Raw genomic sequence first — 22,186 nt, 5'->3', positions numbered from 1 at the left:
CAAGATTTCCTTGCCTAAGGCTTCGCCTAGTGCGGGCGGCACTGCATTCCCAACCTGCCTAGCACAGCTAAGAAGACTCCCAACAAACTCGTATGTTTCTGGAAAGCTTTGTAGATTCGCAGCTTCCCGTACACTAATAGCCCGATCATAGACTGGATGTCCAAATCTGCCATTAGAAAAGGAAATGCATTTAGTTGTAATTGTAGGTGCTGGTCGGTCCCATGACATGCGAGCGTAGCTATCAGAGAAGGAAGCTGTACGCTCCCGACTGTTTCCACCCGCCCTGATACTCTTAATTCGCTTTAGATTCGTTTTGCTCAGAACCATTGAGCGGTGGTTTACTATCTCTTGACTAGCTTCTGGCAAGTGCCCAATTGCGTCTCGAACGGTGAGCGACTTAGCACTGGTTGACTTAGGGACATCGACCTCAAGTTTGCTTGCAATCACGATCATGCGCTCTCTACGTTGTGCAACACCAAAGTCATGGCAATTAACAACCTTCCATCGCACTCCGTATCCAAGCCTGTGAAGACTTTCTACTACAAACCCCCAAGCAGATGACCTTCTTTTAATCGCAGGCACATTCTCAAAAACTACGTACAAAGGGCGAAGTGACCGCACTAGTCGGATGTAAGCTTTCACTTCCTCCGTGATGCTAACTGGTGAGCGATTGAGCCGACTAAACAACTGGCATGGCGGCCCCCCTGCTAAGACGATTTCCTTTGGATGTTTTATTGCACCTAGTAAGTCATTTCGGGTTAGATTCTGAACTCTATTCTGCAAGTAGGTTACCCCAGGCTGATTTAGCTCATAAGTTGCTTTGCAATCAGCATCACAATCTACCGCAACCCTGACCTTAATCCCTGCTTTTCTGAGGCCTAAACTAAGCCCCCCCGCGCCCGAGAATAACTCAATACATTCAAGCATTATCCGCAATTTCCTTTAGCAAATTATTCATGTCTACAAAGAGACTGTTTGCATCATTGCAAAAACCCGTCACGAAAATCCCATGTATAGTTGATATATTGCTGCTGGCTAAACTTTGACCAAGAGGTTGAGTAGCTTCACTCAGGGCCAGAAACTTCTCCTTGCAATCATTAAGAGTCGTGATTTTATCAATAAGTCCTTCATCTGCTCCGACCACTCGAAGTTGGTCGCGCGCGCGCTCATCAGACCAAATTGCTGCTTCTGGAGTTTCAAATGGCAGGATTCTAAATGTTTTATTAGCGTACTCAATAAAATCCTTTCGGATCGATATCTTTTGATCGTCAGACATATTAGAGTCTTGGCGAAACCCAATACTTACTCCTAGCCATTCAAGTATCATTCCGTCCAATGCTTCAGGAGTGACATCTATGGGAACAGTAGATAGATCAAATTCCTGGACCGAGTTTGATTGGTCACCGTCAAAGACGAATATCCTACGGATGCCATCTTCCAACATGTGAATGGATGCATCCTTCTTCATTTGCGAAGCTCCACCCGGACGGTAAACAGTAGCAAACTGAGAGCGAAACGCTTCATCGCTGTGTTGTAGTACCGCATCAATCAGTTGCTTGCTCAAGCGATCCTCAACGATTAGCTGGATTACATCCTCAGGCGGATGCCCAAGAACGAAGAAGGCTTCGTCTGCATTTACGTTCTCTGTAACTTATATACGATTATCCGCGTTGAGTGAAACGACACGGATTGCGTTTTTCGGTAAAAGTCGGACTAGGGCTGGCGAATGAGTTGAGATGATAATCTGCAATTTTTTTTGTCGGGTCTCTCGCAATAAAAAGGTGAGTAAACGCTCTTGTGCTCCCGGGTGCAATGAAGTCTCTGGCTCATCTAGTAGGATTAGCCGCCCTGGCTCCGACTTCGATACTTCGTGTACGAGTCTAACGACTGCCGACTCGCCACTGCCAGCGAATGCATCTGAGTAAGATCTCTCTTCTGTATTGAACATGACCGACATTCCCCACGTCTCATAGAAGCGATGCTCCAACAAGTAACCTGATTCGTAGGTTCGTCCAATTATGTTGCTGATGTCTGACAGCTCATTAGACGTGAGTTTTACGCGTGTCTCGTGAAATTCATGTGGACCATGCCTAACAACTTCACCTTCTATCAAAGCCTTCTTTAGCCTTGTTGAACGCCAGCGGAGGTAATCCTGAATTCTAGCTGATCTGGGTTTTGCAGTTGCGGTTATATCGCGCCAATATGCAGAACGAGCGACCTTGCTGATCGCATCCGGCGCATTGAAATAAAAGCATCGGTCGAACGCACTTATCTGCGTTTTGAAGTTCATGTAGATCGCATCCATGGACACTACTGGCGCTCTGTCATTACTATCCATTCCATAGCTCTTAATCGGCCTGCTCGGCTCCCAGTAATCTGGATCACCTTCACGGCGAACTCTTGTTTTCACAGCCTGTCGACTCGTGCCTTTTTCCCGATATTGATACCAAAAAGCCGCCTTGTCCTCGGTCTTGAGCCGCTTGCGTGTTCCTGTACGTATGAGTTCATCATAGATCATTGGGTCGAGGGCCGTGCCAAACCACCATTTGCCAGGTTGAAGCCCCGCTGGAGCACCATAAAGCGCTTGCAGCAATGAACTCTTACCAGTTCCATTCTGACCCACTACTACTGTCAGGGGAAACTCAAAGGTTATTCGGGTATCTTTGCTGAAATTCTTGTAATTCGGAAACGCAATAAACTCGATGAAGGGGTCAAAACTTCTGCCACGGAATTCGCCCGCAATCTTCTTGCAGAGTTCGTTCACTTCGTCTTTTGTATTCTTCATCTATAGCCTGCGCTAACTCGGAATTCGTTAGTAATTCGGTCCACGATACCGATTAGGAGAAGATGCATCCAATCGCATACATCAAGCGGCAGGGTACTCTAAGTAACCATTAGATGACAAAGCGCAAAGCTGAATGCGACGGTTTAGTGGTAAGCTATCATTAAATGTGTTTTCAATCGAGTATCAGTTGCCCAAAACAAGGCGGGTGCCACTGCTACCTTGGCAATCACAGACTGTTAGCACGTTAGTTTGGGCTTCAATAAAGACCGAGTCGAGAGCTGCGAGCCGAGATGCAATCTAATGGGCAATTCGAAGCATACGTGCAGATGCAATTCGCGTTTGATGTCAGCACTGCTGGACGAGCCAGAAGCGGCACCCTTACCAAAGATTTCACCTGGCCAAAAACCCTTACTGCACCCCACCCCACCAACCTCTATAATGCCCTCAGCTGCAAACTTCACGTTCGCTGTCAGCTTGTGCCAGAAGCTTCCCCATTGAAGGCTTCCCAATCGCCAAGACCTCATGGAGTTTTGCTCGCGCAAACTCAGGCAGCCGCAGAGCTGACCTGAGCCACAAGTCATGCGACGGCATTGGGTTCCGGTTTCGCGTATCGGGGAAATAGGGTTAGTTTTGCTCGTGCTTTTTTGTTTCGAGCAAAAGTGCAGAACACCCCGTTGGCCGAAAGATACTACCGCCTACGACCCAGCGGCATCGCAAGCAAACCCGCTAACAGGAGCACCACACCACTCGGCTCCAGAACGTTCCAGTTAGCCGCGGCGGCCACGGCGGGGGAGACATTCGCTTGCCATTGGCCGTAGTCGTCGAGGTCGACGATGCCGTCGCCGGTGAGGTCGCCTTGGCTGCGGCTGGCGACGGCCTGGTTGAAGTTGGCACGGATGATGAGGAAGTCATCAAGCGTGACGCCGTTCATGTTGTCGACGTCGCCGGGGAGCAGGTTGGGGACGATCTTCGAGATGGTCGCCAAGCCGTTGAAATCGACGCCGAGGACATAAAGCTCACCCGCGGCATCCTCAGTGATGCTGATAATCAATTGAGGCAGGTCGAACTCGCCAGGGGTGAGGCCCGCCGCTTCGAAATCGAAACCGGGCACGAACATGTCCGTGTTGAGGAAATCGTTATCGAACTTTTGGCCGAAAGGATCGAAGTCGAACTTGAACAAATCGACCGCCGCATCGTCGGGGTCGCCGTAGAACAGACGCGGCAAGCGTTGGGAACTGCCGGCGTGGTGGCCCAAGTTGGCGCCGATGTAAAGGCCGTCGAATTCCGGTCCGAGCGCCGTGCCACGATACAGATGGCCCCCCGTGATCGAGTTGCCACCCGCCTCCTCGTTGTAGTTATCAAAGGGACCGCTGGAGGAACTGGTGAGGCTCAATGGGCCGTGGGAGTATTGAAACTCCGGCGGCGTGTGCGCGTTGCCTTGTAGCGAGATGCTGCCGTTACTCTGGTTGGTACCTTCAAAACGGCCCCAACCAAGGTTGGCGCCCTTGGTGACCTTGCTGACTTCCTCACGTCCCCCTTCGCCAACGTCGCCCAGCCAAAGGGTTTCCTCGTTGGGGTCGTCGGGGTCGAGGTTCATGCGGTACGGGCTGCGGACACCATTGGCGAAGATTTCCTTCAGCGCCCCAGAAGTATTGAAGAACGGATTGTCGTCGGGAATGCTGTACTGATTGTTTTGCCCGCCGGTTTGCGTGTATGCGTTGGGGTCGGGGTTGATGCGGAGGATCTTGCCGTAAGCGCTATCGAGGTCTTGCGACTTCTGACGGCGATTGTGCAAAGGGCCAAGGGAGTTTAGCTCCGTAAAGCCACCATCGCCCGAGGTGATATACATGTCGCCATTGCTGCTGAAGACGATGTCGAATGCATTGTGCGAAGCTTGCGGCGAGTCGATTCGCCAAATATCACGCGAAGTGACCGACTGGCCTACATAAGAAGTGGTTCCGCTGGTGAGCATCGAAGTGAGATCATACTCGCGGACGACGTCCTGGTTGGTGAATGAACCATTCGTTGCCGGATTGCCCCCAGGCACGGAGAAGTCGGCCGTCACCCCGGTAACCGTCTGCGGCTGTTGGGTCACCAGCGCGTAGGCCTTGCCGTAGCCGAACGTGCCTACCTGATCAAAGTCGGGATGCAGTTGCAAGCTGGTCATGCCGTAGTGGGTGATGTCGACCTTGGTAGTTTGGGTTTCGGTCGGACTCATCAGTGTGGAAATGAGCCCGCCATTCTGGTCGAGTAACCGCACCGTGCCGCCGAGGGTCGCCACCATGAACCGTCCATCGGGCATTTGAATCATGTCCGTGGGAGCATAATCGTCGGCAGAAGTTTGGAAGGAGTGAAAGTCTGACAAACGGACCGAAAGCGAACCGTTGCTGATACGCTGAGCATAGAGAGGCTGAATGCTCGCAACGGCAAGGATGCCGGTCGTCAGGGCGAAGATTGTTCGGGAGGATCGCTTCATGATTTTCTACCGGAGCTTTGAAAGTCCGTTAAGTTAAGCTGAGAGTTGACGGCACCGGGCGAACAGGAACGTACCGCAAAGCAAGGTCAGCAAAAGTGTGGAGGGCTCGGGGACGCTCTGGATGCTGGCGACGTTCGAGCCGCTGTTTCCGTAATTGGCTTGCCAAGTTGGAATCTGAGAGGCGTCGGTTCGTTGGAAGCTTAAAAAATCCGCCCCATCGACATCGTCATCCCCGTCGGCATCGCCTGCGATTCCGAGGCTGGTGTATTTCACAACGCTACTGACTTGCATTTCTGAGCCTTCGAGAATGAAGTCGAAGGTGACATCCTGGTTACTGCCGTCGCCCGTGTAAAGCGAACCGAGGCTGACTGTCGAGCCGGCGGTAAGGAGTAGCGCTGCGGTTGTGGGATTTTGATTCAGTTCGGAGAGGACCGTCGTCGCGCTGATGCCTGCTTCCACCCAATTCGTCGCATCACTGGCTCGGATTCCCGCCCAGCTAGGATTCAACTCACCGAGGGCAGACTTCACGGTATAGCCCGTTAGATCGACATCAAATGGTGATTCATTTTCGATATTCGCCTGCCCCGTCGCGGGGTCGATATTCAGAATAAGATTGTTGTAGATCTTCTCGCCAACATACTCGACGGTTGGCTCGAGCACTTGATCGAGGACCGGATCGAAGTAGCGGAACGCCAAGTCTTCGACATCTACGCCAAAGCCGGCAGCCAGTTTGGCCGGGGCAGGATCGAATGCCGCTCCTAAACCAACCGGCGAGCCCTGACTGACGGCGACCTCGCCCGTCTCTTTGATCTCTGTCACCTTCGTACTGGAAGGAGTTCCCACCACACGCCAAGACGAGTCGCCATTGGCCAAGGGCACCCAAGCTGCCGAATCAATGGAGCCTAGATCCGAGCGAATTTCGTAGAGACCCACATGCCCGTCTGTGACAACATTGTTGGCGATGCTAACAACGCCCGAATCACGGTCCACCCTGAGCACGACATCTTGTGCGTGCGAACGCAACGGTATCGCGACGGCCAGCAGGGCAAAAAGTGCGACTGAGAATTGGAAACGAATATGCATAAAGTCAACCAAGAGAAGCCAATCAATGCCGGGAGCGAGAAGCACGGGAAAGGGCTAGGAGGCCGGAGCAAATCATTATCAGGCAGGCGTTTGGTTCAGGGACACGGTTGGCTAACGCCTCGAGATTCCCGCCGTTGAGGACAAAGCCACGCCGCCACTCGACGAGGTCATCGAAATTCACCACGCCATCAGCGGTAAGATCGCCATCGGTGCGGAACGCCCCCGTGGTGAACATATCGAAATTGGCTTGGATGATGTCGAGATCGCTGATGCCGTCGTTGTCGGTCTCATCGAAATCGACGTCCCCATCAAGATCGACATCTCCGCGAAGCGGAGGATTCTCCGAAGAGGCGTTCACGCCGGAGAGGCCGTTGAAGTAGATCTCGGTAATCGTGGATGCAGGTAAGGCCGTGTCCCAAACGGCTAAGTCATCCAGGGTGCCTGTGAATTCGCGGTTACCGCAGCAGGTATCGTTGCCGATGTCCCAAGAGCCACCATTGATGATGGTGCCGGTCTGTGCACTGACGCGTTCCAACTCGGTCCCGTCAAGAAAGATGGCCCGCTGGCCAATGGTGCCATCCCAAGTGAACGCTACATGGTGCCAGCCCGGGTCGCCGGAGATGAGATCGAACTCGCCGCCAGAAACGCCGTCGACACGCCAATCAATATGACGCGGTGCACTGTTGTTCTCTAAGGCAACGCCCCAGTTCTCGCCGCCACCGCCAAAGCTCGTTTCCATGAAGCGTGTCATGAAAAGTGCATTGTAAGTTGAGTTGTTATTGTCGGTAACATTCTGATTGAACCAAATCGAGATCGTCAGTCCGCTCGCTCCGTTGAGCTGCGAGAGGGAGGGGATTGTGAAATGCTCCTGGCCATTGCCGCCGTTCTCATCGTTGGTTTGCGACCCGCCACCAATGATCCCCGCTGCCCACACATTGTTCCCCGTGCCACCGTCCCAAACGCCATCGTTGCCATTGATGAAATCAGTAGCGATGGAGCCCGCACCATCATCGAATCGCCAATGGCCGACCGTAGGGGTGGGAACGACGGCGAGCGTGTCCTCAGCAAGCGCCGAAGCGACAAGGACAACAAGCAAACGGAATAGGTACTTACGGACCATAGATACCAAGAAATGAAAATGAGGGGATAAGAATACCAATTCGGAAAAGACCACTACCTGTATAGGCACTCTAACCCGCCATGGGCTATACCACAAGCAACGGGAGCATCAGTCCAAAAGAGGCACGTACACCCAGATCAAGGGTTCACGACAATAATTCCACGCCGCGGCCTCAAACAAGAAAAGCGTCTTTTTTAAGGGACGGCGAGGCTTCGTTGCCCCCTAGTTTACTTGATGTCGCGTTCCCTGAGGACTATTCTGAGGGGCTCCGCCGTGCCCGTAGTTCACGTCTTTGAATAGCGACTGGGGTCGATAGTTTGGGCTCCTCTGTTTCTGGCTGACACGATCATGCGATACCTATCAATTACTATCCTCTGCTTGTCTCTGTCCGCTTTCTCAGCACACGCTCAAGGCCCGCTTGAGAACATTATTGGTGGCAAGGGAGCCAGTACCCTCTCAAGAATGCCCAACGACCAAATCGAAGGGACCATCTGGGAATACAAGGGTGTTCTCAAGACGGGTAAGATGCCCGAGAAGAAGGAAGAGGCCAAGGAAAAGGATGCGAAGCCTGCCCCTCCGTTCGCCAAGGAACTTGCAAAGAAGCTGGGAAAGGATGAAGAGGGCGAGGCAAAGGATGGGAAGAAGAAATCCAACAAGAAGCCTGAAATTTCTGGTAACTTTCGTACCGAAGAGTCCGCGATCTTTGCCGCGAGCCGCTCGATCAAACTTTCCAAGCGTGGTTCAGCAAAGGAGAACCTGAAGCAACTTCTAACTGGCGAGAAGAACGAAATCAGCATGCCCGAGAAGTCGCGACCGAAACGGATTGGTCAGTACCATCGAATTCGCGACGGAAAAATGAAACTCGAATTCGACGACAAGAACTCGCTGCATGGCTACATGATTCTGCAACTGAAGAAGAAAACCAAGGACGTCTGGATCGGCACGTACTATGAGACCGAAGGTAAGAAGCGCGTGCGAACTTGGACAGTTCAGGTAAGACCGATCGAAGACTGATTCTCCTCTAGCTACTTCCCTCTCTCCCAACACAAACGGAGCGTTCCCTTTGCGCCGCTTGACCCTGCTTGTTTTTTTCCTTCTTAGTCCCATAGCTTGGTGTCATGCGGAAGACGCGCCGGACCGCCCGAACATTCTCTGGATCACTAGCGAGGATAACGCCGCCCACTGGCTCGGCTGCTACGGCAACCAGCAGGCGAAAACGCCGCGGCTGGATGCGTTGGCTGAGCAAAGCGTGCTGTTCGAACACGCTTACTCGAACGCGCCGGTCTGCGCGGTGGCGCGTTCGACGCTGCTCAACGGTGCATATGCTGTGACCCAGGGCACGCAGCACATGCGCAGCCGTCACAAGGTTCCTGCGACTTTCAAACCCTACGTGAGCTACTTACGCGAGGCGGGCTACTACTGCACGAACAACAGCAAGACGGACTTCAACCAGAAGGGCAACGACCGGGCGATTTGGGACGCGTGCTCGGGGAAAGCCCACTATAGGAATCGCCCCGCGGGAACTCCCTTCTTCACGATCTTCAACCTGACCTTCTCGCACGAGAGTTCGCTCTTCCCTGAAAACGTCGAAAAACGCCGCCAGCAGGGCGTGCTGCCCAAGAAGACGCGGATTGATTCGGCAGACATCGAGGTCCCGCCCTATCTGCCCGACTTACCGGCAGTGCGATCTGACTTCGCCACGTATTACGACACAATGACGGTCCTCGACGCGCAGGTCGGAAAGATTCTTGATGAGCTCCAACGCGAAGGATTAGCAGAGAACACGATCGTCTTCTACTACAGCGACCACGGCGGCCCGACGCCACGGGGGAAACGCTACCTGCACGACACGGGCGTGCAAGTTCCACTATTGATTCACGTGCCCGAAAAGTACCGCGCGATGAGTCCCTTCGCCAACGGCTCTCGACGAGAAGAACTCGTCGCGTTTGTCGACTTTGCACCAACACTGCTCTCACTCTGCGGCCTCGAAAAGCCTGAGCAAATGCAAGGCCGCGCGTTTCTGGGCGAGCATCGCCAAGAACCACCGTCGGAGGACACCGTTTTTCTCTATGGCGATCGCTTTGACGAACTCATCGGCATGCGACGCGGCATCACCGATGGGCGGTACAAATATGTCCGTCGCTTCATGCCCCACTTGCCCGCGGCTCCTTACAGCTACTACCAGTTCTCGATGCCTTCCTGGACGGCCTGGAAGGAAGCCTGGCAGGCTGGAAACCTGGATCAGCAATTCGCAGCCACTTGGGAAGCCCCTCAACCAACTGAAACGCTCTTCGACACTCAAACCGATCCTTGGGAAATCACGAACTTGGCGGACGATCCGGCCTACCAAGAAGTACTGACCAAAATGCGCGAGCAACTCGTGGAAACTATGCAGCAGGCACGCGACACGGGGCTCATCCCCGAGGGGATGTTTCAAGAGTTGGCCGATGGAACAACGATCAATGAGTTTGCTGCTAGCGAGAAGTTCCAAGTCGACGAAGTGCTAGCGATCGCCATGAAAGCGAGCGAATCGAAAACCGAGAACCTTCCAAAGCTGATTGAGTCACTCAAGAGCGACGACCCGCTAATCCGCTACTGGGCTGCCGCGGGTTGCGTGTTCCTCGGCAAGGAAGCGTCACCTAGCGCCGCGGCACTAAAAAAACTCGCAAGCGATTCCCACTCTACCAACCGCATCATGGCAGCTCGAGCGTTGTTCGGACTAGGTGAGACCGAACAATCAACGAATCTGCTGGTCGCGGAACTCGGGAAGAAACTCAATAGCGAATCCGCGATCCTGCTGATCAATACGCTCACCGAGATCGACGCCCTCGACCAAGTTCCGGCTTCGTGGGTCAAACGTACTTTGGACGATGTGAACGCCAATGAGTACTTGCGACGTTTTGGGAAGCGACTGAAGCAATCGCAAAAGGATTAAACCGTCAGCGCAGCGACTCTAAAAGTTCCACGTCGATTTTGGCTTTTACTGTACGGCGGTCGAGGCCGAGTGCTTTGGCAGTCTGCTCGTAGCTGCCAAGTCGTGCGTAGGTGGCGGTGCAGTAGCGGCGGAGGAGCTCATCGGCAGTGACGTTGCTCTCAGGCACGCCTTCCAACCATGCCGGAAGCTCCGAAACTTTGTCGGCAGGCGGCTGCCAAGGCACGTACTGCTTTCGGATTAGTACGTTGCGGACGCATTGCTCCAATTCGCGGATGTTGCCGGGCCAGGGATAGTCGGCGGGGATCTCACGGCTGATCCAGCTTTCGACTTCGGCGGCTAACTCCGCCGTTTCGCACCCTGCGACCCGTTCGGTGATGATCTTTACTAGGCTGGTCAACGCTTCAGGGTGAGCACTCAATTGTTCGCGTAACGAAGGGGTCTGAATGTGGTCGGAGCAGAGCCGGTAGTACAGATCGGCCCGAAAGTATCCTTCGCTCATCCGCTCAGCCAAGTTGCGGTTCGTGGCGGCGATAATCTTCCCCGCAAAGGTGCGCTCCTTGGTGTCCCCCAGGCGGGAATAACAACGCGATTGCACAACACGCAGCAACTTCACTTGAATCGCCAGATCGAGCTCTCCGATCTCATCAAGGAAAACGGCTCCATGCGAGGGACACGTTTCCAGCCAACCTGAACGATCAGCCGTTGCTCCCGTAAACGCACCGCGACAGTGGCCGAAAAGTTCCGACTCAATCAATGTGGGAGAGAGCGCGGAGAGATTGATTGGAATAAAGCCTTCTTGCAGCTGCCCAACGAAGCACTCCTGCTTGGGATCGAACGCAACGTACTGCGACAGGGCAATCGCACGGGCGACCAGTTCCTTGCCTGTTCCTGAAGGGCCAGTGATGAGCGTCGAGTAATCGGACATTGTTTTATATAGCGTCCGTCGGTAACGTCGCATATCGTGAGTAAAGATCGATTGCCAAACCGTTCCACGCAAACGCGCTGCCGGTAACGAATCGCCATAGATACAGTCGAAGATGTACTTGAATGCACGTCGCACTTGATGCAGACACGCGAACAAATGCTCGGGCGTGGTCTCGGCAAAAAGGCCGAGCTGCTTCGGCCCACGGAACTCGTCCAACTCTTGACGAAACGACCGCCAAAGCTTGCCAAGACTCGTCTTGTTGCTGCAAGTCGCTACCGGATCGTTCCCGGCAAACCAACGGTAGTAGAGCACGTACACGATTAGATCTTCATAGAGCTGCCTCTCGGTGGCCTTCATCTTGCCCGAGCTGGATAGAGCTTCTCGCAGCCGCACGGCTAAGCGGTCTGCTTTCTCGGTAAGTCGCACGACGTTCGGCCGCGCCGTCTCGTTGGTAATGGCCTTTCGGCTCCAGGCGAGGTACTGCTCCGGTTGGTAATCTTCGCCGAGGGCCGCTTGCTCCAGTTCGAGACGGCGGGGCTCGAACGGATTGCAGTAGGAAAGCTCAGCAAGGACGGTCAGAAACTGTTGGTCGGAACTTGAGAGGAGAGACATCTGTTGGTCGAATTGAATGTCCACTGAATGTATATGCTGTGTACATTTAATGTACAACAATTTCTCATGCTGTAACCACAGGCCACAGACGCGATCACACAAGGCATTATAGTCAAATGACTTATGGCTTTCATTAATTAGTGGCACCCCTCTTGCTTAACGTGTTTGCGAGGAAATCAGGACTGCTCTCGTCCGATTTCTTAACACGCCCAAAACACCGTCTCAACACAACGCACACAGGGGAAACCAGATGAGAGATTCCATTCCAGAACGCCCGCGGCTCGACCAACCTGAACTTGAGCCTGAGCAGACGACCGTTACTTTAGAGCCAGTCGAGGAGCAGACCCTCTTTGATCGACTGCTTGACCCACGCAGTTTGCAGATGCTGATGATGTGTGGTGGTGGGTTGCTGGTGTTAGGGCTCATCGTTTGGCTTTGGTCCATCGGAGTCTTCGCCAACAGTCTTGTTGTCGCCTGCATCATGGGCGGAGCCAACCTGGCGGTGCTCGGTGTCGGAGCGATGCTGGTGAGAGAATCGCGGTATCAAACGGCAGGGCGCGCAGTTACGCTTTTGGCCTGCTTGGTCCTGCCGTTGAACCTCTGGTTTTATAACGCACAGGGCCTGATAACGCTCAGCCAAGGTGGCCATCTCTGGTTTCCCGCGCTTGTGATCTGTTGCCTGTACGCGGGAATAGCGCGCATTCTGAAAGATCCGCTGTTCGTCTACACCTTTGTCGGCGGCGTAACGATGACCGGCCTGCTGTTTCTAGCCGACCAGCGAGTCGATCGGTTCTGGGAAGTCATTTCCCCTTCGATGCTATTGGTCGTCATCGGAGTGATCTGCGTCCATACCGAACGGCTCTTTAGTTCCGGCAAGGGTCCGTTTAGTCGGGAGAACTTCGGCGCGGCATTCTTTCGCGCTGGTCACGTGGCAATGGGTGCCGGACTGGCAGTTCTCCTGGGGGGCCGCATTGCCGGTCGTCTTTATGAACCGTTCTTCGCCGGACTAAATTGGTTTGACATTCCTACCGTTGCCACGACAGCCAATCTCAAACTTTTCGCGCTCGTGATCGCAGCGATTGGGGCTTACACCTACTTTTATTCAATCGCTGTGGCTGGCCGGGGGAAGCGGTATGCCTACTCGGCCATCTTGATGCTGCTGTGGTGCGTGGTGATCGGGATCGATTTATTGGCGATCCGCCTTACCGGCGAGCTGATGATCGGCCTGTTGGCAGCAATCGCCCTGGCGGCCAACACGTTCGCGATCGCCTCCTTGAAGCTTCGCCCAACGGGTGAAGCAGCTTCACAGGCAGAAAACGCAAACGACACTGCCAACACAATCGCCTCGACAGGTGGCATTCTAGGACTGACGCTTTCCGTCTTCGCCCTTGCCTTGGGCGGCTGGTATTTTGCCGGGGAAGTCCTCAACAATGGGCTCCTCGAACAAATTGAATTCGACTGGCAATACCTCCCTGCGATGCTTACCTTGGCGATGGCAACCTCCGTGGGTGCAACGCTGCAATCTCGATTGGGTCGTGAACGATCAGAAACGCTTTCGAGAGGAATCGTCGCGATCGCGGTCGCAATCAGTGTTGTCGCCAGTCTCTCGCTCTTGGGCGTTGGAACCCTTGCCGTTCAGTTGCCGATTCTTGGCCTGCTGCCTCTGTTCCTCCTGTTGGTTTCACGAGGGAGCGGAGAAGAAAGCTCGAAGAATTCGCTTCAGGCAATGGCACGATCCAGCTTGACGGTCCTCTTCTTGACGGGGATTGTCGGCACACTTCTGACGCAGTTTGCCACCATCTTTGGATTCCGAGGGCACGAAACTGGAGGAATGTTTAACCTACTGCAAGGGTTGTTCTTCGCTGAATCAGCCATCGCTTTCGCCGTGCTGACCAAGAGCAACCAAAAAAGCGGACGCTCATTCGACTCGCTACTCGTCGCGGGGAGTTGCTGGGCTGCTGCGTGGCACTTGCTGGTCTTCTGCGGATTGGTAACCTACGCACCGATCCTTGCAGCCAGTGTCGTCGGCGTTCTCTGCCTGATTGCCGACCGTGTCCTCGGTAGTCACGAAGTGCAACCGGTCAGCGATCAGCACCTCAGTCCCCATCGGAGCGACTCAACCAAGAGTGGCCTGGCGTGGGCAGGCTACCTCATGACGACCCTTGGCGGAATTGCTGGTGGACTGCTTACCTTCAATCGTTTCATCGGAGGGGATCAAAGCTGGGAACTGCTGGCCTTAATGGTGGGTCAGGCGATCGCGGCCATCGCGGCAGGCGTTTTTGCACCTTCGCCGGATGCACGCCGCGGACTGTTCACTTTGGCCGGCGTTCATGCGCTGCTTGGCATACTCATTGTCAACGCTCTCTCTACCTTGAGCTTTGGACAACGTGCGGAAATCTTTGTTACCGCGGGCGGCATGATCCTCTTAGCCTTTGGCCACACAGGCTGGCGAAGAGAACTCGCCAAGAGCTCAACCGAGGGCGAGCGCTCAGGTCGTTCGCAAGCAGAGAGTATCGTCTCGTTCAACCTAAGTCTCGGCAGCGTGCTCACAACTGCTCCGTTGGTTCTCGGTCTCTTGAGTCAGCGAATCTTCGGAAGCTCAAGCGGTTGGGCATGGGTCATGGTTCACGAGGTGGGCGTCTTGGCACTCGGCCTGATTCTCCTCGGCCTCGGGACGGTTTGCAGGATTCGTAGCACAACGCTCGCCGGGGGAACGTCGCTGGTGATCTACGTGTTGAGCTTGCTCACGCTGATTCATTTGCCCGAACAACTGCAAAGTGTCTCGGTCTACATGATGATCGGCGGAGCGATCTTCTTCGCCGTCGCGGTCTTGCTAAGCATCTACCGCGAGCGGTTGCTTGAAGTCCCCGAGCGGATTCGACAAGGCAAAGGTCTGTTCCGCATCCTCAAATGGCGATAGGACGAAAGACTGAAACGGGCGTGCGATCCGCCTGCCAGGATAATGGTTTCGTAAACCAAGGTTTCCCCGACCACTGGCAGGCGATCGCCTTCTCGACTTCACTCGTCACCCAACGTAGACATCGTCGAAGTCACCGGGAGTTTCCAGTCCTTGATCGGCGTATCGCTTAGATCCATGTTGCTACAGATGTAGTGCAGCCGTTGGGTCGCAGGGCCATGGGGGGCTGTTTCGAAAAGGCTCTGCAAAAAGTACGGCGGAATCGATTGATAGTAGAGCGTGACTCGCACTTCGCAGTCGCTGGGATCAACGCCCGCAGGCAAGCTCATTTTGTAAGTGACAACATCGCTGCCGCTGCCGTCCTGGTAACGCTCGTCATGCTTAGCGAGCGGACCAGGGTGCGTTGCTTTGAGGAACTTTCCTTTTAGACCCGGCCCCGGTCCCTTGGCGGACCAACCACGCGGCAACAGGCGATTATCCTTGATTGTCTTGCCGGCGTGGATGAAGCTCGTCGAGAACTTGTGATCGGCGGAGTGCAGCAATGTTTCATAAACTTGCACTTGATCCTGTGAAGTAATCACTTCGTGGTGATGCTGGCAACATTGCGAACTCCCGCGGTTCTCTTCGGGGTTTGGATGATCTTGGAAGAACTCCGAAGGCAGAGGCTTGCCGTCACCGTCGAGTAGGACGCCAATTTCGTTCGTGCGGCCTGAAGACCAGACGATTCGATCTTTGCCTTCGGTGGCGACGGAGTTTTCCACAACAAGGAATTCAAGAAACGCCCGCCGGAAACCGACCCCGCTGGGGAAACGATGGCCGACTTGGTTCAACACCTCCACATCCGCCGTAAGCTGACCGTCATCTGACACATTGGTCGACACATTGATTTTCGCTACGTCGTTGGTGGCCTGTCGGAGGAAATCTTCCTTGGCTTGCTGAATCGCCGTCGTCGAGCCGGTCATGAAGTCGTTCTTCCGCACACCGAGAACATCGTCGAACTGGTTGAACATCTCCAGCAGGAACATGTTCAGGCCTTTGAAGTTGTGACGAGCGTATTTTTCCTTTCGCATGCGAACCTGTAGCTCTTTCAACTCAACGAGATTCTCTGCATCCGGATAGGTGTCGTCTTGGATGGCGGCGATGCGGGTTTCGATCTGCTCTAAGTGCAAGTCGAGTTCGTCACTGTGATAGTCCTTACTCATGTGACAGTCTTGGCAGGACTTGGCCTTGGGGTTCTCGGTGTCGAACTCGTTCTCAAACTCGCTGTTGAGCCACTCCAAGTAAGTCGCCTGCTCAACGTGATGGTGATACTTCTTGAACAGCGGGTTGTGCTCCGCGGCGACGAGTTCATCGGTGGCTTCACCTTCCGCATACTGTTCATCGATGATCGGCAGATTGACAACGTGGCAAGTGCCGCACATTTGCGAGCTTTGGATGTACGGATTGTGCTTCGGCTTGAATCCCAAGGCGTGATTCATTGAGTAAGGTGCGATTTCCTTATCCTCAAACGGACCGTGCAGCTCGTTGGCATTGCCGACGTTGATATTGCCAGTGATGGAGGTCTCCAGGAAATACTCTAAATAATGTCGATGATCGTCCGCAGGTTGCTCGCGGGGCTCCATCTGGTGGCAGATCGTGCAGCTAATTCCATCGCGGGCGAGTGCACCGTAGCGCCAGTCGTCTTTTCCTGTCGCGTGGGGATCGGTTGATTTAGACAAGACTTTGTCGGTACCGAAGGGCTCCGCCTCACTTCCGTGGTCGGCCCGGTATTGATGCTTGCCCATCGCCCCGTGGCAGGTAAGGCAAGTTTCGACGAGGGCGTCAACGTGTTCTTTGACTTTGACAGGGTCATCGGGAAAGTCGTCCTTGATGAACTCGATCTCGCTCTCAAGCTGAGCAAAGAAGATCGGATCGCGCCCTGCTAGACCCATCGGCGTCCAACGCCATTCGCCGTAAGGGGAAAGGTCCGCCCCGGCAGCTCCGTACTCGGCCGACTCACCCGACGGGAAGAACATCGTGGGTCCAAACGGCTCGGTCAAACCAGCATGACAACTCATGCATTGGTTCGAGGTTACAAACGGCTGCCCCTGCTGAGCATCGCCGGACCGTCGCACGACCCAGTCGTGCGTAATTGGCGGCATGTGCAAGAGATCACCACGATGTTGTTTGTCGATTGATGGGAAGAACTCTAGGAACGTCTCGTTGAGTTTCGGTGTGCACTGCTCAGGATGCGTCGCAGCGGTGCAACGCGGGTGACTGCCCAACTTCTTGAGGTCGTCACGCTGGAGACTTACCTGACTCTTCAAGAGACTTTCAGCAAGCAATTCTTCGTTGCTCACAGGATGTGGACTTTCCTCAACAAGTTCGTCGGCCGCCTCCGAAGAAACCGGCTCTTCGTGGTCCGTGTTTTTCCGCCAAGAATCGTCAACGCGGAACAGCAGCGGCTCTCCTGGATAGCCTTCAACGTTACGTAACGAGGAAAACGTATATTCGTTGGTCTCGCCGTGGCTTTCGGTCGACGCATGACAGCGAACGCAGTAAATACCGAAACCACCGATGGGATGGTCGAAGGGGTACTCGTGGTTATCGACGACCTTTTGATCCTTCGCCGGGTTGCTCCAATACCAGCCATCGTGCGAGCCGCCCGAGTCCTTCACCATCACGGTCCAGCTTGAGAGATGCTCAAACAACTGATCGTCATCGAGCCCTTGATAGCGGACCGCGGGTGGTTCGTACTGCTCCTTGATGATCATCGCCCCATCGGGGATGGCCTTTTCTTTGCCCCCTTCGAGCCAAGTGATGATCTCCGGCGAATAGAAAATCTTCACCGCCGGATGGGTGCCGTAGTACTTGCCGTTGATAAACGGCCCAGTATCTCGCACTCGTTTATCCGGCGTCCAGCCGAGGGCTTTGTACTCCCGCTTATTCAAGAAAGGAAACAAGCGGGCCTCATACTCAGCGTTGCCCATGGTGCTCGGCAACGGAAGCGCACTGGGCTCACCAAGATCGGCTTTCTTCCCGAGAGCGATCTCACTTTCCGCAGAGGTTTTGGTGACAGGAACCTCAGAGGGAGCTACCTGCTCCGAAGCATCGCGACAACTTACCGTGGATGCAACGATTGCTAAGAAAAAAAGAAAGGCAACAGGAGTGCAATGATGATGCACGGGGACCTCGCTAAAGCTCGGATACGCGATTTCTACGTTCCGCCCATAATACCAAGTGACGGATTCGCAGAACAATCTTGGTTTTGTCAACCAATGGCACGAATCTCACGAATTACCAGTTCTAAGGTTGCTAAACTGATTCGTGAGATTTGTGCCATTCGTTGACAGAAAGTGCTCTTAAACCTGCCCAGTACCGTCGAGCATCAATGAAGGGTGAGCTGTCGCAAAGCCGCGGTGTCGGAGCTTTTCGACGAGGTCGTTGCCGAGGACTCCCCGCAATTTGAAGTGAATTTGCGAGTTGTCGAGTAGGAACGGCCGCAGCTTCTCGATAGGCCAGGAGAGCACATCCATATTGGTCTTGGCCACGACACTAGCACTGGCTGGGGCATCGGTAAGAAAGGCCATCTCACCGACGAACTGCCGCGCGCCGACGTCGGCGACGTGACGCTTGTCGATCTGCACGCTCCCACGCCCGGTAGCAATCAGTGTCAGGTGATTGACTACTTGATCTTGCGTCAGCAGAAACTCATCAACCGCCACCCGCTTCCAATCAGCTATCGCCAATAGCTTGATAAATTCCCGCGGAGAAAGACTCTTGAAAACTTCTTGGTAAAGGCGCTTCTCCTCTTCACCAATGAACACCGGGCGGCGTTCCCAAATCAGCAAACCAATCTGGACGAGATTGACCGCCACAAAAAGCGAACACCAGGCGATCGGCTGGTATTGAGGAGTATCGTGACAGCAATAGTAGTACGGCAACATCGAAGCGATCGCCGCTATCGTGATGATGCGAAGCCAGAGGATATCTCTCACGAGATAGGCAACTAGATACAAGATGTTGCCAAAGTGGAAGCCGTAGTGGGTCCAGTGCATAGGAAAACTCAGCCGCGGTAACGGAGACAGGAGGAATCTCGGCCAATAATATCAAAAAACCTTGTGTGAGTAGATTGGGAATAGACAGGATTTCCAGGATCGTCAGGATGGAGATTTCACTGTCGCAACACTTAATCCTGTTTATCCTGTCTACAAAAATGTCCTGGGATGTGATCGTCGTCGGAGCTGGTGCTGCAGGCATGATGGCAGCGATCCGTACCAGCAAGCGGGGACTGCGAACGCTGCTGCTGGAGAAAAACCCGCGTCCCGGGGTGAAGATCCTGATGTCCGGCGGCACCCGGTGCAATCTCACCCAGGCGACCGATGCGCGCGGAATCGTTGAGGCTTACGGCCCGCCGGGGCGATTCCTGCACTCAGCCTTGGCGGCGCTCTCGCCGGACGATCTCATCGCTTGGTTCGCTGCCGAGGGCGTTCCGACCAAAGTCGAAGAGACAGGGAAAGTTTTTCCTGTCAGCGACCGAGCCGCCGATGTGGTAGCGGCGCTTCGTGCAAAGCTTGGGGAGAATGATTGCCAACTCCAACTCGACGAACCCGTCAGGACGATCACCCAAGTCGATCAAGGCTTCACAGTGCGGACACCCAAGTCTGACTATGAAGCCAAGAATTTGATCGTCACCACCGGCGGCAAGTCGTATCCCGGCAGCGGCACGACCGGAGACGGATATGCGTGGCTCAAAAGCCTCGGCCACACGATCGTCACCCCACGGCCCTCACTCACACCGGTGACAACCGAAGTCTCTTGGGTAGCGAAGCTCAAAGGGCTGACGATTCCGCGCGTTTCGGTCGCGGTGGTTCCAAAAGTCGGCAAACCTCTCGGCGAGTCCGCGGGAAAGCAGAAACCGCTGGCCGAAGCGTGCGACTCATTCCTATTCACGCACTTTGGACTCTCAGGCCCGGCCGTCCTTGACGTTAGCCGTGCGATCACGGGATGCTCGCAACCGAAAGAACTCGCCCTGCGGTGCGACTTCATTGTCGATAAAAAGTTCGAAGGCTTACTTGATGAACTTCGCGCCGCGTGCCAAGCGCATGGCAAGAAGCAGATTGTCACGTTACTGCCGCAATGGATACCGAGACGTTTGGCGGAAACCTTTGTAGAGTTGCTCGGCCTCAACGAACGTCGCGCTGCCGAACTGAGCAAACAACAGCTACGCAAACTAGCGAACGCTCTTAAGGAAACGCACATTCCTGTCAGCGGCACACGCGGCTTCAAAAAAGCGGAGGTGACCGCCGGGGGCGTCGCACTCCCTGAGGTGAATTCCTCAACGATGGAAAGCAAACTGGTGAAGGGATTGTATCTGGCCGGCGAAATTCTTGACCTCGATGGGCCGATTGGTGGCTACAATTTTCAAGCCGCGTTCAGCACGGCTTGGCTGGCGGGGAAGTCCATTGGCAATGGATAGCTTAAGTTAGGCCACGGATTGCACGGATGACACGGATAATTCGTAGGATAGCCACTCCTGGCCGTCGCTTTAGCCGCCAATCACAAAAAATGTCTGAAGACAGTTCCTATATCGGGCAGGAGTGCCCAACCTACGGACGTTGCCGACTATCAATCCGTGTCATCCGCGCAATCCGCGGCCCAAACTCACGCCAACTTTCGGTGACCGTTTTGCCTTTGTGCTGCTCGCTGGAATTTCAACACTATATTTGTTCTATGGCTCGATCACAGAAAACACCTCGCTGGGCTCTGTTTCTGTTCGTCGCGATTGGCATTTTCCTCATGCTCGTGGCGACAAATGTCATTCCTTCGCCCGATGAGAAGTTTCACGTTCCTCGCTGGGTTGTGTTCGTCTGCGGGCTGATCTTTGTCGCTCCTGCAGCGGCACAGCTGATCTTCCGCCAGCATCCACGTGCCGCCCGCTACATGATTGCCTTCATGCTGCTGTGCTTCGGTCTTGTCGGCGGGGCGTGTGGCTTGCTTGGTGATGATGAAAGCATCTCTGGCGGCTTACCGTTTGTTTCTCACGAGACTAATGTGCTACTAGCGCGCTGTGCATTCACGTTCGGGGGTTTGCTCTGCTTAGCTCTCAGCGGGACCTGTGCGATGGGCTACGGTACCGTTCTGGGTGAATCGAAACTGAGCGACGACTCTTCCGGCGGCATTCACTTCGGTGACGACGATGCGTAAGAAGCGTGACTTACCCACGAAAACCTGTCCGTCCTGCGGTCGCGACTTCACTTGGCGGAAGAAGTGGCAACGCTGCTGGGAGCAGGTTATTTACTGCTCAGAGAAATGTCGTCGCAACAAACGAAGTGATTAACGCTAACTGCCGTGCTTGCTCGCCAGTCGTAAAGGATTTGATATAATACGGACGGTCAGGCAATTCCAACACAAGGAGAAAACCATGGCCGACATCATCGAAGGCTTCGCCCCCAAAGTGGGCGACATGTACCACTGCGAGAAGTGCGGACTGGAAATCCACATCACCAAGGGTTGCGACTGCGAACCCGATTGCGCAAAGTTCACCTGCTGCGGCGAGCAACTTAAGAAAGTCACGGAGCCGGAAGTTCTCAATCCCTAAAAAGTGACTTGTCGCTTAGCCAGCCAGACGCCGATCAAACGGCAACGCCGCAGGCGGCTCTTCGGCTCGATAGCGGAACTGCATCAAGTACGCGTCCTCAGGCGAGTCGTCGTAGTAGGCTCGCAATACCGTCGTGGCCTTAAAGCCGTTCGCTTTGAAGAAAAGCTGAGCGGGCAGATTCGTTTCGCGTACTTCTAGGGTGATTCGGGTGCGACGTTGGCTGGAGAGCTTGCTCACCAGCTTATCGACCATCTGCTGACCCACACCCTGACGTCGGAATTCTTCCGCGACGGCGAAGTTCAGGATATGCAGACGTGTCTTGTGCAGCTCGTAGATCATGAAGCCGACGACGCGTTCGCCATGCTCAGCCACCATGCCGATGCAGTTGCGCTGGCGCAGACAGCGGATGAAGTCTTCTTCGAACCAGGGAAACTCGAACGCACTGCGCTCAATATCCAATACTTCATTCATGTCGCGGCGAATCATCCAGCGGATGTGGACCCGCGTTTGAGGCTGGGCGATACGAAGTTTCGGTCGTGAGGAATCGGATGAGGCACCCATGGCGACTTCCTTGTCTGTTGGGTCGGCATAATTCTGAGGTTTCAATTCGCGGGAACAAGTGGCGACGAACCGCGGCCACTTGCTCCTAGGGACGGAAGTTAGCAAATGGCCTCAGTGCTAACAACGCTAACTTGTCGGCCTTCTAGTGAGCACCCCTGACAGAGAGTGCTAGCGGTTCATGCCGATCATGAG

15 protein-coding genes are annotated in these 22,186 nt (G+C 54.4%); 6 read left to right on the top strand and 9 right to left on the bottom strand.

Annotation, left to right across the window (positions count from 1 at the left end):
• Window positions 1-919: 919 nt before the first annotated feature.
• From RIB44_19090 to RIB44_19070, 5 genes are all read right to left on the bottom strand, one after another.
• Window positions 920-1,564: a hypothetical protein gene (locus tag RIB44_19090; protein MEQ8618685.1), complete on the bottom strand. Its 645-nt coding sequence runs from the start codon at window positions 1,562-1,564 to the stop codon at window positions 920-922.
• An 87-nt stretch (window positions 1,565-1,651) separates the two neighbouring features.
• Window positions 1,652-2,785 (bottom strand): AAA family ATPase, encoded by a 1,134-nt coding sequence (locus RIB44_19085; GenBank protein ID MEQ8618684.1) that lies wholly within the window; start codon window positions 2,783-2,785, stop codon window positions 1,652-1,654.
• Window positions 2,786-3,473: 688 nt separating this feature from the next.
• On the bottom strand, window positions 3,474-5,261 hold the full coding sequence (locus tag RIB44_19080) for a PQQ-dependent sugar dehydrogenase (protein ID MEQ8618683.1): 1,788 nt from the start codon (window positions 5,259-5,261) through the stop codon (window positions 3,474-3,476).
• A 33-nt stretch (window positions 5,262-5,294) separates the two neighbouring features.
• Complete coding sequence (locus RIB44_19075; GenBank protein ID MEQ8618682.1) at window positions 5,295-6,389, bottom strand: PEP-CTERM sorting domain-containing protein; 1,095 nt, start codon at window positions 6,387-6,389, stop codon at window positions 5,295-5,297.
• Window positions 6,367-7,464, bottom strand: a complete 1,098-nt coding sequence (locus RIB44_19070; GenBank protein ID MEQ8618681.1) for a LamG domain-containing protein — start codon at window positions 7,462-7,464, stop codon at window positions 6,367-6,369. Before RIB44_19070 ends, RIB44_19075 begins: the two co-directional genes overlap by 23 nt.
• A 348-nt stretch (window positions 7,465-7,812) precedes the next feature.
• Here RIB44_19070 and RIB44_19065 point away from each other — a divergent pair, with 348 nt between their 5' ends.
• Both RIB44_19065 and RIB44_19060 read left to right on the top strand, forming a co-directional pair.
• Window positions 7,813-8,478 carry a hypothetical protein gene (locus RIB44_19065; GenBank protein ID MEQ8618680.1) on the top strand — a complete coding sequence of 222 codons (666 nt, stop codon included), beginning with the start codon at window positions 7,813-7,815 and terminating at the stop codon, window positions 8,476-8,478.
• A 49-nt stretch (window positions 8,479-8,527) separates the two neighbouring features.
• Complete coding sequence (locus tag RIB44_19060) at window positions 8,528-10,399, top strand: sulfatase-like hydrolase/transferase (protein MEQ8618679.1); 1,872 nt, start codon at window positions 8,528-8,530, stop codon at window positions 10,397-10,399.
• A 4-nt stretch (window positions 10,400-10,403) separates the two neighbouring features.
• On the opposite strand, the gene RIB44_19055 is transcribed toward RIB44_19060, so the two are convergent.
• On the bottom strand, window positions 10,404-11,936 hold the full coding sequence (locus RIB44_19055) for a sigma 54-interacting transcriptional regulator (protein ID MEQ8618678.1): 1,533 nt from the start codon (window positions 11,934-11,936) through the stop codon (window positions 10,404-10,406).
• Window positions 11,937-12,186: 250 nt separating this feature from the next.
• On the opposite strand from RIB44_19055, the gene RIB44_19050 reads away from it, so the two are divergent.
• The gene (locus RIB44_19050) at window positions 12,187-14,856 is read left to right on the top strand and encodes a hypothetical protein (GenBank protein ID MEQ8618677.1); all 2,670 of its coding nucleotides are present in this window, start codon (window positions 12,187-12,189) and stop codon (window positions 14,854-14,856) included.
• A gap of 98 nt (window positions 14,857-14,954) precedes the next feature.
• Here RIB44_19050 and RIB44_19045 read toward each other — a convergent pair whose 3' ends face one another.
• Both RIB44_19045 and RIB44_19040 read right to left on the bottom strand, forming a co-directional pair.
• A complete protein-coding gene (locus RIB44_19045; protein ID MEQ8618676.1) occupies window positions 14,955-18,017 on the bottom strand; it encodes a hypothetical protein in 3,063 nt (1,020 codons plus the stop codon).
• Window positions 18,018-18,194: 177 nt separating this feature from the next.
• Window positions 18,195-18,890 carry a cyclic nucleotide-binding domain-containing protein gene (locus RIB44_19040; protein MEQ8618675.1) on the bottom strand — a complete coding sequence of 232 codons (696 nt, stop codon included), beginning with the start codon at window positions 18,888-18,890 and terminating at the stop codon, window positions 18,195-18,197.
• 107 nt (window positions 18,891-18,997) lie between these two features.
• Between RIB44_19040 and RIB44_19035 the strand changes: the two genes are divergently transcribed.
• The 3 genes from RIB44_19035 (at window position 18,998) to RIB44_19025 (ending at window position 21,433) form a co-directional block, all read left to right on the top strand.
• Window positions 18,998-20,311 (top strand): NAD(P)/FAD-dependent oxidoreductase, encoded by a 1,314-nt coding sequence (locus tag RIB44_19035; protein ID MEQ8618674.1) that lies wholly within the window; start codon window positions 18,998-19,000, stop codon window positions 20,309-20,311.
• A gap of 254 nt (window positions 20,312-20,565) precedes the next feature.
• Window positions 20,566-21,039, top strand: coding sequence for a hypothetical protein (locus tag RIB44_19030; protein ID MEQ8618673.1), 474 nt, complete (start codon window positions 20,566-20,568; stop codon window positions 21,037-21,039).
• 217 nt (window positions 21,040-21,256) lie between these two features.
• On the top strand, window positions 21,257-21,433 hold the full coding sequence (locus RIB44_19025; GenBank protein MEQ8618672.1) for a hypothetical protein: 177 nt from the start codon (window positions 21,257-21,259) through the stop codon (window positions 21,431-21,433).
• A gap of 15 nt (window positions 21,434-21,448) precedes the next feature.
• Here RIB44_19025 and rimI read toward each other — a convergent pair whose 3' ends face one another.
• Window positions 21,449-21,919 carry a ribosomal protein S18-alanine N-acetyltransferase gene (rimI, locus tag RIB44_19020; GenBank protein ID MEQ8618671.1) on the bottom strand — a complete coding sequence of 157 codons (471 nt, stop codon included), beginning with the start codon at window positions 21,917-21,919 and terminating at the stop codon, window positions 21,449-21,451.
• Window positions 21,920-22,186: the final 267 nt, after the last annotated feature.

Source organism: Lacipirellulaceae bacterium (assembly GCA_040218535.1).
Taxonomy (GTDB): Bacteria; Planctomycetota; Planctomycetia; order Pirellulales; family Lacipirellulaceae; genus Adhaeretor.
Note: the sequence above shows the minus strand (reverse complement) of the source record. Positions and strands in the feature narration are given on the sequence as shown.